Consider the following 12,123-nt stretch of genomic DNA (forward strand, 5'->3'; position numbering starts at 1 on the left):
CAGCAGCCGGCAATTCGCGAGCGGTCGGCAATACTTCCGGCAGCGTTTTTTGCGGATTACGAATAGTATACAGTCTATGTATCATCCGGTCACAAAAAGCACCTGTATGGCCATCGGCAAGCCACTCTTTTTCAAGTGCCTGAGCTATCTCATCCAGCCGGTAACATGTCAGCCACTCGCTAAGCCAGCCGAGGCGCAGTTTTATTTCATTGGGAGCGCCACCGGCATCCCGGGCCAAAACAAACTGCTGGATAACCAGGGGCAACAGCCGGACAAACTGCGAATGGTTAACGCTGCGCGGCTTTTTCTGCAAACTTTGCAATACTTCCCGCCAGGGGATGTCCATGGTTTTGCCGGTGTATGGCCGGGGGAATTGGGCTAGCTTTTGGTAATCGCTGTCATACACTTCTATCCGGTTCCAAAACACTTTTAGTAAGACGTCGGCATCAGGTTGTACGCCAGGGAGAAAAAAGCTGGCATTATCAAAGCGGATTTCGCCATAACCGTTAACTTTGGCACTATCTAACCGCAACACTTCGTAGGGCTTATCAGGCAAGGCGAGGAGTTTAGGGGTTTCCTGGTGCCACAGTTCTTCGATCGTGACGCCTTTGGCATAGTGAGGGCGCTGCCGGTCAGCTTGTTCGATCTCTGTCAATTCGCGTGCAAAGGTTTCTTGGTCGGTAAATACCGGTATAGGTACACACCAGTTCCGGCGACTATAACCGCATTTGTTTTCCACATGGCCTTTTTCATTGCCTTTGTTGGGGTTGCAAAATACGGCATCAAACCGATAGTGGGCGCAAAACCTAAGGAAAGCATCCGTGCATTTTCGTTGGCCGTCTTTTTCGACGGACACCACTGCCGCCGAAAGGTTGTCGAACCATATCCGGGTAGGTACGCCGCCCATTTTTTCAAACAAGCGCTTGAGGCCTTCGAGAAAGCACTCCTGGTTTTCCCGTGGTACCGGATAGACAAAGGCTGCGTTGCTGTAAGGAAAGGAAGCTACGAGCAGCTTGTACTCCATCAGCTTTGCATCTTTACTTACCTGTACAGTGCAAAAATCAACCTGAGCTTCACCGCCGGGGTGCTCAAGGCGATGATAGGCCTGAGCATCTTCCACGGCCATCTGCTCTCGGCGTTTTTGGACATAGGCGCGGACAGTCCGGTCGCTGCCGGTAAAGCCGTATTCATTTTTCAGTCGCTGATAAATCCGGGCGGCAGTATGCCGCTGCTTACGGGGCAGCTGACGGTCTTCTGCCAGCCAAGTATCGACGACCTCCTGAAATGGCTCCATGACAGGTTTTTGCCTAATGCGAGGGCCAAAGTCTATATTCCAGTCGTTTTTATCTGCGTACTTTTTGGCCGTTCGCCAAGATATGTTTCTGTTTCTGGCGATTTCAGAGATTGTACACCCTTCAACTTCACGCATAAGTCTGATATACTGTTGCTGAGGCAATGTCAACATCCTTTCAATTCCCCTCCCGTGTTAGTCTCAGCAACTTTACGGTAAGGGATTATTTGGTTGTTGGCAAGTGCCTCTTTTTATGCCAAACTGGAATTTCAGCTCTGCATTTTTAGGATGCCAATCTCTGCACTTTTATTTTGCCATAAACAGGGAGGTAACCATGAACAAAATTTTATTAGTTCAATCCAAACTGCTTAATAAAATTAATCAATATAAACATACGGCCGAACGGGACTACCCGATCGAATGGGAAAAAATACATATGGTTAGCTGTGCCAAAATTGGCCTGCTTTTAGCGGCCAAGCGCAACATTGAGCCGGAAATGGCGGCGATAGCTTGCTCGCTGCATGACTACGGTCGGATCGTGACCGGCAAGCAAGCCTATCATGCGGTAAATGGCTATGAGCCAGTAAAAGAGTTTCTCGCGGAAATTGGGCTGTTTACCAATGACGAGATAGAAAAACTTGCGCAAGCAGTTAAAAACCACAGCAATAAGCATGTTGTTGGCACGCCGCTGGAGGAGATTGTCAAGGATGCGGATGTGCTTGATTGCTACCAATATGGCGACGAACTTGAGCGACCCGAACAGCGTGAACGTTTAAAAAAGGTTATAGCTGAGCTAGGGTATAGCGAACTGTCTTAGTGCTGGCTAAACTTACATAATGGTGACCAGCAGTGCGGATCTGGTATGAAAGCATTTGAACTTTTCGGTCAGTCAATAATGCTGGGCAAAACGGACGCTGCTGTGGCCGTAGGATTTGAAAGCATGTCCCAAGCGCTTAATTATCTGGCGTTTGCGAATTTTAGACTTAAAAGAAGTTGTTAACGACTTCAGTAATTTCTAGTGAAGGTATGTAGAGGAGATTTGTGAATTATGTCTGAGAAAAAATTAGTTTTTATGGCTTTGCAGGAGAATGTAGGGGTTTGTAAATTGGATGCTAGGGAGACGATTCCAATGTGGGCATACCAAGGGGAATTTTTTTGAATCACTAAAACGATGGATGAACTTTCCATTGTATGTCCAGAGGTTGTTGTACCCGAAAACATATTATGTGAAAAAGGATGGAAGATAATAAACAATGCTTCGCTGGATTTTTTGCGAAGCATTGTTTTATTTTTTGGCAAACCCATCTTTACAAAATATTTACACCTTTGGCGTATTTCTTTATCATTTTTTTACAAGGGAAAGAATTACAATTATATTGGTTTACTTTAGCTTTGCTTACTTTACGCCATGGATACCGATAGGTTTGTTTTTACTGGTGAGTTTGTAAAGAGTGGTCAGAGAAATGTAAAGAATGCGAGGATTGGGTATGATAGGGGATAATATACGTCTGCTGCGGATCGCAAAAGGGTTAAGTCAGGAACAGTTAGCTGAAAGAGTCGGCATTTCGTTGTTGGCAATTCAATACTATGAAGAAAATAAATGGCGGCCGGGGACGGAGACAATTTCACGGCTGGCAGATGCGCTAGGCGTGACAATTCCTGACTTGGTAGGGGGTTGTGATTGCGTTTGCGACGATGACGGCGATCTTATCCTGGTACGTAAAGATTGCGGCTGTCATCTTAAAGTATATGGTAAATTTAAGAGAAAAGAGTGTTGACTGGGCATTGGCAGGCATTCCGGATAATGGGGTGCTTTTTTTGTGTGTGTTGGTAGTTGGATGCTGGTTCCTTGACATTTTTTTTACGGCCACGCTAATTTTTTTGACGCCATTTTGACCTGAGACGGGGGTATACTATGGCTGTAATTACTAAGGATTATTCCCAAGGAGGCAATATTACATGGCTGAGTTATGGTTGGCTGCAGTGATCACGATGCTGTTACTTATTTATCTGGCCTATGCTTTGATGAAACCGGAGGAGTTTTAACATGATAAGCGATTTAGCCCTGTTTGGGACGTACCTTGCGGCCTTGTTGGTATTGGCATGGCCGCTAAGTATTTATATGAAAAAAGTGTTTGCGCATGAAAAGACGGTTTTTGATCCTGTTTTTCGGCCGATAGAGCAAGGTATATACCGGCTAAGCGGAATTGATGCTACCCAAGAGATGAATTGGCGGCAGTATGCAGCTTCCCTGATCGTGTTTAACCTGATGGGGCTGCTGGCTGTGTACTTGATTCAGGTATTCCAGGATGTTCTTCCGTTTAACCCTGAACGAATAGCGGGTGTATCTCCGTGGCATTTGGCCTTGAATACGGCGGTCAGCTTTATGACGAATACGAACTGGCAGGCCTATAGCGGCGAGACGACAATGAGTTATTTCACGCAAATGGCAGCCCTTTCCGTGCAAAACTTTCTGTCGGCGGCGACCGGCTTGGCGGTAGCAATGGCATTAATCCGGGGATTAACCTGTAAAACAGCTGGCAATATTGGCAATTTTTGGAGCGATGTGGTGCGCTGTACGGTTTGGATCTTGTTGCCGTTGTCCATTTTGTTTGCTTTGGTCCTTGTTCAGCAGGGTGTCATTCAGAATTTGTCACCGTATGTAACCGTACAAACGCTTGAAGGCGGCGAACAAAAGATTGCCATGGGACCGGTCGCGTCGCAGGAAGCAATAAAACTGTTGGGGGTCAACGGCGGCGGCTTCTTTAATGCAAACTCGGCCCATCCCTTTGAGAATCCTACGCCGCTTTCCAATTTCTTGGAAATGCTCAGTATATTTTTAATTCCGGCAGCTACCGTGTTTGTTTTCGGGCAGATGGCTGATGACCGGCGCCAGGGCTATGCAGTGCTGGCGACGATGATATTTTTGTTTGTGGGAATGCTGCTGACAAATTATTACAGTGAGCTATCCGGTAATCCGATTTTAGCTGCTATGGGTCTGGACGGCCCAACAGCGATGGAAGGCAAGGAAGTACGTTTTGGTATTGGCGGTTCGTCTTTATTTGCCACGATCACGACGGCAGCGTCTTGTGGCGCTGTCAACTCAATGCATGATAGCTATACGCCTCTCGGCGGTTTGGTCCCGCTGCTGCAGATGATGCTCGGGGGAAGTGGTTTTCGGAGGCGTAGGCGCCGGCTTCTATGGAATGATGATGTATGTCTTGCTTACTGTGTTTATTGTAGGTCTCATGGTAGGGCGGACACCCGAATACCTCGGGAAAAAAATTGAGGCTGGGGAAATTAAGATGGCAACGCTCGCGGTATTAATTCCCGCCGTAACAATTCTCCTGTTGAGCGCTGTTGCTGCAGTGGTTGAGGCAAATGCGGCGTCCATAGCCAATCCCGGTCCGCATGGACTGAGCGAAATTTTATATGCCTTTTCCTCGGGGGCGGGGAATAACGGCAGTGCCTTTGCCGGTCTGGCGGCAAACACACCGTTCTATAACCTTTGGCTAAGCGTTGCTATGCTTTTCGGCCGCTTCGGCGTTATTGTCCCGGCGCTGGCTATCGCCGGCAGTCTGGCCGAAAAGAAAATTTCGCCCCCCGGTCCCGGCACGTTTCCGACAACCGGATGGTTGTTTGTTATTTTGCTGGCAGGCGTGGTATTAATAGTCGGCGCGCTGACGTTTCTCCCCGCGTTGGCTCTCGGCCCGATAGTCGAGCAGCTGCTAATGCTTCAGGGAACAACATTTTAAAGGAGATAGCTGAAAGATGAGTGCCCTCAGCAGTTTTGATAAAAAAATTTTCATCGAGGCCATACAAGAATCGTTTCGCAAACTAAGCCCCAAAACTCAGCTTAGAAACCCGGTCATGTTCATCGTTTATGTCGGCGCGCTGCTGACAACCGCCCTGATGACGCGTGACATAATAACAGGCAGTACCGCAAATGTATTCTTTACTTTGCAAATTACGGCCTGGCTTTGGTTCACCGTTCTCTTTGCCAATTTCGCCGAGGCAATCGCGGAAGGACGGGGAAAGGCGCAGGCGCAGGCGCTGCGCAGCGCACGTACGCAAATGAAAGCCAATAAAGTAACCGCAAATGGCACGAAGCGAGTTGACGCTGCCGAACTGCGAAAAGGCGACATAGTTTTGGTAAGTGCCGGCGAATTTATTCCCGGCGACGGCGAGGTTATCGAAGGGATGGCCTCTGTCGATGAGAGCGCCATTACCGGCGAATCTGCGCCGGTAATCCGCGAAGCGGGCGGTGACAGGTCGTCTGTCACCGGCGGAACACGCGTCTTATCGGACTGGATCAAAATAAAAATTACCGCTAACCCCGGTGAGACCTTTCTGGATAAGATGATCTCACTGGTCGAAGGAGCTAAGCGGCAAAAAACTCCCAATGAAATTGCTCTGACCATTTTGCTGGTAGGTTTGACCATTATCTTTCTTGTTGCTGTCGCGACCATCGAGGCGTATGCAATCTATTCGGGAACTTTGATTCCTGTAACCATTTTGATTTCGCTGTTAGTCTGCCTTATCCCAACCACTATCGGCGGTCTGTTAAGTTCAATCGGCATTGCCGGCATGGACCGCTTGTTAAGGCGAAACGTGCTTGCTATGTCCGGGCGCGCCGTGGAGGCAGCCGGCGACGTAAACGTATTATTGCTCGATAAAACCGGTACAATCACGCTGGGGAACCGAATGGCGACCGAATTTATCCCGGCGCCGGGGGTTAGCGAAGCGCAACTTGCTGATATCGCGCAATTGGCTTCTTTAGCTGACGAAACGCCTGAAGGGCGGAGTATCGTTGTCTTGGCGAAAGAAAAATATAATATCCGGGAACGGGATTTGTCAGCTCTCGGCGCGGAATTTGTTCCTTTTACGGCTCAGACCAGGATGAGCGGGGTCGACCTGCGGGGGACAAAAATACGCAAGGGATCAATGGACGCAATCGAGCGGTATATTCGCCAGGAAAAGGGCGAGTTCCCGGAAAGTGTAAAATTAGTTTGTGAAAATATTGCTAAAGCCGGCGGTACACCGCTGGTTGTGGTACAAGGCGCACAGGTTATGGGGACTATTTACCTGAAGGATATCGTTAAAGGCGGTATTAAAGAACGCTTCCGCGAGCTTCGGCAAATGGGCATTAAGACCGTTATGATAACTGGGGACAATCCGCTTACGGCAGCGGCAATCGCGGCGGAAGCGGGAGTAGACGATTTTCTTGCCGAAGCGACGCCGGAAGCCAAGCTAAGGTTAATCCGGGAATATCAGGAAAAAGGTATGCTCGTCGCGATGACGGGCGACGGCACGAACGATGCCCCGGCATTGGCGCAGGCCGACGTCGGCGTGGCCATGAACAGCGGCACACAGGCGGCGAAAGAAGCCGGCAATATGGTTGACCTTGACAGCAATCCGACGAAATTAATCGAAATCGTTGAGATCGGTAAGCAACTTTTGATGACGCGCGGCTCACTGACGACCTTCAGTATCGCTAACGATGTCGCTAAATATTTTGCTATTATTCCGTCCATGTTTGCCGGGACGTACCCGGTGTTAAATACGTTTAACATAATGCGCTTGGCGACTCCGGAAAGCGCGATTTTAAGCGCGGTCATTTTTAATGCGCTGATTATCATCGGTCTGATACCGCTTGCGCTGCGGGGCGTTAAATATCAGCCGGTAGGCGCGGATGTAATATTAAAACGAAACCTACTTATCTATGGTGTTGGTGGCTTGATTGTACCGTTTATCGGCATTAAAATCATCGACATGATTATTGTAGCGCTAAGACTTGTATGAAGAATGGCACCAGATAAAGACAAAATGCAAGAAGCAATTTGGAAGTAAAAGGATGTTGACGGAAGATGTGGAAACAGTTAAAAAATGCGTTTTTGCTATTGATGATCATGACGGTGTTGACCGGATTAGCTTATCCTTTGGCTCTGACCGGATTGGCTCAGGTCTTGTTTCCTTTTCAAGCTAACGGGTCAATTGTCATGAAAGACGGAAAACCGATTGGCTCGCTCCTCATTGGGCAGAGTTTCCAAAAAAACGAATATTTTCATGGACGGCCGTCGGCTGCGGGACAAAATGGGTACAATGCCGCCGCTTCAGCAGGTTCCAATTTGGGACCGACCAATAAAAAATTGATAGAAACCGTAGCTGAACGTCTGGATAATGTGCGTTCCGCGAATAATCTTTTACCTGGTCAAAAAGTTCCTGCAGATGCGGTGCTCGCCTCGGGCAGCGGACTGGACCCGGATATTTCACCGGATTATGCCTATCTGCAGGCGCGGCGGGTGGCGAACAGCCGCGGCCTTACCGTTGACGAAGTGCAGCGGTTAATTAATAACCATATTAAAGACCGCCAATTTGGTATACTGGGTGAACCCAGAGTCAATGTTCTAGAACTTAACTTAGCGTTAGACGCTTTGCAACGTTAAGCCAACCTGAGGGCGTTATAGATGCGGGGGAATATTATGCCAAACGGAAGTCAGGAGAAACGGCCCGACCCGGATGCTTTACTGGAACGCATTCATAAAGAGACACGGGGGAAACTGACTGTTTTTTTGGGAGCGGCGGCAGGGGTCGGTAAGACGTATACTATGCTGGAAGCAGCTCACGGCCGTCTCAAGGAGGGGGTCGATGTAGTTATTGGCTGGGTGGATACCCATGGACGGGAAGAAACCGAACGGCTGGTTACCGGGCTGCCCCGGATATCACCCAGGCAGATTGAGTACCGTGGGAAGCGGCTATATGAAATGGATATTGACGCGATTCTTGACCGAAAGCCGGAGTTGGTGCTGGTGGACGAATTGGCCCACACCAATATACCCGGCTCTCGCCATGTGCGGCGTTTTCAGGACGTGGAGGAACTGCTACAGGCGGGGATTAATGTTTATACAACGCTTAATATTCAACACATCGAGAGCTTAAACGATATTGTTGCGCAAATTACCGGGGTAGTGGTCAGGGAAACCGTGCCCGACTATATTATCGAGCAGGCGGACAGCGTCCAACTGATCGATATTCCCCCGGAGGAACTTATCAAACGTCTAAAGGAAGGAAAAGTCTACGTTCCCGGACAGGCAGAACAGGCCTTGCGCAACTTCTTCCGGCCGGGCAACATCAATGCGTTGCGCGAGCTTGCCTTGCGTTATACCGCGAGCCGCGTCGACAAAGACATGAGCGATTACATGCGCGAGCACCGGATCGAAGGGCCGTGGCCGGCTGCCGAGCGTGTCATGGTGTGCGTCAGCGCGAGTCCGTTTTCCGCGCAGCTTATCAGGGCGGCGCGGCGGCTGGCGCGCGGTCTGCAGGCAGAATTGATTGCCGTTCATATCGAAACCCCGGCCAGGCGCCCGTTGAATGAAAAAGATCGTGACAGGGTAGCCGGCAACATGCGCTTGGCTGAGGAACTCGGCGCCAAAACACTCACGGTTGTAGGTAATAATCTTGTGCAGGAAATTTTGGACGTTGCCCGGGCGAAAAATGTTTCCTCGATCGTAGTCGGCAAGCCGCGTCACAGCCGGCTGTGGGATTTATGGCGTGGATCGGTGGTAGACAAACTGATCCGCGAGAGCGGCGGGATCAATGTCTATGTCATACGAGGGACGGCCGAAGAAAAGGCCAAATCAAACGTTAAAACAGCGCCGGACATAGAACCTTTTAGCTGGAAGCCATATGCCGGCGGCTTATGGATGTGTCTGGCGGTTACAGTATTTGGTTTATTGCTGAAAGAATATTTGGAAATCGTCAATATTGCGTTACTCTATCAACTACCGGTTACTTTGAGCGCTTTCTGGTGGGGAAGATGGCCGTCTTACTTTACCGCAGTGTGCGGAGTGGCGGTATTTGATTTTTTGTTTGTTCCGCCGGTATTTACGTTTACTGTTGCCGATATACGGTATTGTTGGAGTTTCCTTACTTTTCTTATTGTGGCTTTTGTCATTGGCGGACGCACGGAACTGTTACGGGCCGAGGCGTCTGCGGCCCGTCAGCGGGAACGGAGTACACGGGCGCTTTACGATTTTAGCCGGGAAATTGCGGCCGTAATCGATCTGGATGTGATTGCCGGCGAGCTTGTCAAACAAGCCGCCGAAACAATCGGGCGTTCCGTCGTGGTCATGATGCCGGAGCAGAACGGGAAACTTACCTTGCGGGCCGGGCATTATCTTGAACCAAACGCTTCGTTTTGCCTTACGGATGATCCGGCGGAGTTGGCCGTGGCGAGTTGGGCATTTGAACATGGACAGGCGGCAGGACGGTCTACCGATACGTTACCAAGCGCGAATTATCTGTATATTCCGTTAAAAACCACGGATAATGTTGTCGGTGTGATGGGAGTCCATATGACAGACAAACAAGTGTTGCTTGAAGAAAAAAGGCTTATCGATGCCTGGGCCGGTCTGGCCGCAATAGCCATAGAACGGGTCAGGTTGGCTGACAAGGCGCGGGAAGCGGCGCTGTTAGTCGAATCCGACCGTTTGCGCACGGCTTTGTTTAATTCGATTTCCCATGAACTGCGGACGCCGCTTTCAACTATTGTCGGGTCTGTGTCTACCTTGCTTGATGCCGAGCCGGTTTATTCGGAAACGGCCCGGCGCGAACTGTTAGAAAATATCCAGGAAGGCGCCGCGCGAATGGAGAGGTTGGTCACCAACCTTCTGGATACGGCACGGCTTGAAAGCGGCATGATGCAACTTAAAATCGACTGGTGTGATATTGAGGATATTATCGGCGCCGCGTTGCAAAGACTCCGCGATTCCACGCAACGGTATTCTCTGGAGATTAATGTTGCGCCAGACACTCCTTTACTGAAAGCGGATTGCGTTCTGCTTGAGCAAGTATTAATAAATCTGATTGACAACGCCATGAAGTATTCGGCGCGGGGAAGCGAAATATCAATTACGGCGGAAGCAGAGGAAAAATGGGTAAAAGTTTCGGTGCTTGACCGCGGCGTAGGAATATCGGAAGAAGATTTAGGCAGGGTGTTTGATAAATTCTATCGGGGACAGCAGCCGAAGTATGTGAGCGGTACCGGTTTGGGACTATCGATTTGCAAAGGAATAATTGAGGCGCACGGCGGCATTATTTGGGCGGAAAGACGCGAGGGCGGGGGAACAATCATCAGCTTTAAGATTCCAACGGGAGGCGAAGAGCCAATATTTTCCGAAAAGGATGGTGCGAAATGACGGAAAAAAGACTTCGCATCTTAGTAGTGGACGATGAACCGCAGATTCGCAAACTACTCAAGGTATCCCTTGGCGCGCATGGCTATGAATTTGACGAGGCAACTACCGGTGCGGACGGCGTCGTACGCGCTGCGACGTTTAAGCCGGACCTGATAATTATAGACCTGGGCCTGCCGGATATGGACGGTAAAGACGTGGTTAAAGCAATACGAGATTGGTCGCAGACTCCGATCATCGTACTTACCGTACGCGATCAGGAGCAGGAAAAAATTGACGCTCTTGATGCCGGAGCTGACGATTACGTAACAAAACCTTTCAGCATGGGCGAACTTATGGCCCGGATGCGGGTATCTTTGCGCCGGGCCGCATCATCCGAAACTGAGCCGGTCCTTTCTTGCGGCGACCTCGTTATTGACTTGGTCGGGCGGCGTGTTAGCGTAGGCGGACGGGAAATCAAGCTGACGCCTACAGAGTACGAACTGATTAAAGTTTTAGCGCAACACCGGGGAAGAGTGCTGACTCATAAACAGCTGCTAAAGGCGGTGTGGGGCAGTACTTATGTGGAAGATACTCATTATATCCGGGTATATATCGGCCAGCTGCGCCGGAAAATCGAAGAAAATCCGGCGCAGCCGCGGTATATTATTACCGAATCCGGCGTTGGGTATCGTCTGATGTGCCATAATTAACGAAAAGGTCGTTATCTTCTTGTTCTTCCTAATCCCTTTGGGGCAGGCAAACCAGCTTCAAAGGGGTTTTCTTTTGTAACGGAAATTATTAGGGCTTTAGGTCACTTTAAGCCCAGGGGCAGGAAAAGAATGGTTAGCGTTGTATTATATAAAGTGGTAATTATTGGAATGGGAGATGGCTAATGGATTAGGTCAGTATAATCAAACAATATTTGAAACGATGCTAATATTTACTGGAGGTGTTTATAATGAAAAAATTTGGACTGGTAGGCGGGATTGGCCCGGCATCCACGTTGGATTACTACAAAGGCATCACCGAGGGTTATCGGGTGAGGACAGCTAGCGACAATTATCCGCAAATGATTATTGACAGCTTAAATCTTGCCGAAATGTACGCTTATGTGTCCAACAAGCAATGGGATATGTTTATTAACCGGTTGGTCGGCTCAATAAAAAATTTGGCGGCCGGTGGGGCCGAGTTTGCGGCCATGGCGGCCAATACTGCCCATATCGTATTCGATGAAGTCAATAGCCAATCCCCTTTGCCCCTTATAAGCATCGTCGACGAAACGTGCAAATACGCACAATCAAAGAATTGCAAAAGCGTTGTGATATTCGGCACGGCTTTTACGATGAGCAGCGGGCTATATTCAAATGCGTTTGCGAAATACGGGATTGATGCATTTGTCCCCACGGCAGATGAGCAAAAGGCGATCCATAATATTATTTTCCCGAATTTGCAAGAGGGCATCGTTTTACCGGAAGATAAAAGGACAATACTACAGATCGCGAAGCGAATGATAGCTGAGAAAAATGCAGATGCGTTGATTCTCGGCTGCACCGAACTGCCGCTTATAATACAGGAAAATGATTTGGACGTTTTGCTTTTGGACACAACGCAGATCCATATTGATGCGATATTAAACGATATGCTTGCATAAAGGTA

Annotated in this window: 12 protein-coding genes and 1 pseudogene; 12 read left to right on the forward strand and 1 reads right to left on the reverse strand. The window is 49.2% G+C overall.

From position 1 onward, the window contains the following. Positions 1–1,465: IS21 family transposase (istA, locus tag BLQ99_RS02525; RefSeq protein ID WP_093687831.1), on the reverse strand; the 1,465-nt coding region annotated here is incomplete at its 3' end. Positions 1,466–1,625: 160 nt separating this feature from the next. On the opposite strand from istA, the gene BLQ99_RS02530 reads away from it, so the two are divergent. The 12 genes and pseudogenes from BLQ99_RS02530 to BLQ99_RS02580 all read left to right on the forward strand — a co-directional run bounded on the left by BLQ99_RS02530 (position 1,626) and on the right by BLQ99_RS02580 (position 12,118). Beyond that, positions 1,626–2,108, forward strand: coding sequence for an HD domain-containing protein (locus BLQ99_RS02530; RefSeq protein WP_093687833.1), 483 nt, complete (start codon positions 1,626–1,628; stop codon positions 2,106–2,108). A 36-nt stretch (positions 2,109–2,144) separates the two neighbouring features. Continuing rightward, positions 2,145–2,291, forward strand: a pseudogene (locus tag BLQ99_RS15125) (thiolase family protein); the annotation flags it as partial. Positions 2,292–2,363: 72 nt separating this feature from the next. Then, entirely contained in the window at positions 2,364–2,450 is an 87-nt protein-coding gene (locus BLQ99_RS15390; protein WP_425440866.1) for a hypothetical protein, read from the forward strand. Positions 2,451–2,778: 328 nt separating this feature from the next. Further along, a complete protein-coding gene (locus BLQ99_RS02545) occupies positions 2,779–3,069 on the forward strand; it encodes a helix-turn-helix domain-containing protein (protein WP_171904573.1) in 291 nt (96 codons plus the stop codon). 181 nt (positions 3,070–3,250) lie between these two features. After that, complete coding sequence (gene kdpF / locus BLQ99_RS15395) at positions 3,251–3,337, forward strand: K(+)-transporting ATPase subunit F (RefSeq protein WP_093687839.1); 87 nt, start codon at positions 3,251–3,253, stop codon at positions 3,335–3,337. A 1-nt stretch (position 3,338) separates the two neighbouring features. After that, a complete protein-coding gene (gene kdpA, locus BLQ99_RS02555; RefSeq protein ID WP_281240863.1) occupies positions 3,339–4,580 on the forward strand; it encodes a potassium-transporting ATPase subunit KdpA in 1,242 nt (413 codons plus the stop codon). Beyond that, entirely contained in the window at positions 4,504–5,046 is a 543-nt protein-coding gene (locus tag BLQ99_RS15240) for a potassium-transporting ATPase subunit KdpA (RefSeq protein WP_281240865.1), read from the forward strand. Before kdpA ends, BLQ99_RS15240 begins: the two co-directional genes overlap by 77 nt. A 16-nt stretch (positions 5,047–5,062) precedes the next feature. Continuing rightward, a complete protein-coding gene (gene kdpB / locus BLQ99_RS02560) occupies positions 5,063–7,093 on the forward strand; it encodes a potassium-transporting ATPase subunit KdpB (RefSeq protein ID WP_093687841.1) in 2,031 nt (676 codons plus the stop codon). A 65-nt stretch (positions 7,094–7,158) separates the two neighbouring features. Then, a complete protein-coding gene (gene kdpC / locus BLQ99_RS02565; protein ID WP_093687843.1) occupies positions 7,159–7,737 on the forward strand; it encodes a potassium-transporting ATPase subunit KdpC in 579 nt (192 codons plus the stop codon). 36 nt (positions 7,738–7,773) lie between these two features. Then, entirely contained in the window at positions 7,774–10,488 is a 2,715-nt protein-coding gene (locus BLQ99_RS02570) for a sensor histidine kinase (protein ID WP_093687845.1), read from the forward strand. Then, entirely contained in the window at positions 10,485–11,177 is a 693-nt protein-coding gene (locus BLQ99_RS02575) for a response regulator (RefSeq protein ID WP_093687847.1), read from the forward strand. Before BLQ99_RS02570 ends, BLQ99_RS02575 begins: the two co-directional genes overlap by 4 nt. A 248-nt stretch (positions 11,178–11,425) precedes the next feature. Then, positions 11,426–12,118 carry an aspartate/glutamate racemase family protein gene (locus tag BLQ99_RS02580; protein WP_093687849.1) on the forward strand — a complete coding sequence of 231 codons (693 nt, stop codon included), beginning with the start codon at positions 11,426–11,428 and terminating at the stop codon, positions 12,116–12,118. Positions 12,119–12,123 lie beyond the last annotated feature (5 nt).

It is taken from the genome of Sporolituus thermophilus DSM 23256 (assembly GCF_900102435.1).
GTDB classification, from domain to species: domain Bacteria; phylum Bacillota; class Negativicutes; order Sporomusales; family Thermosinaceae; genus Thermosinus; species Thermosinus thermophilus.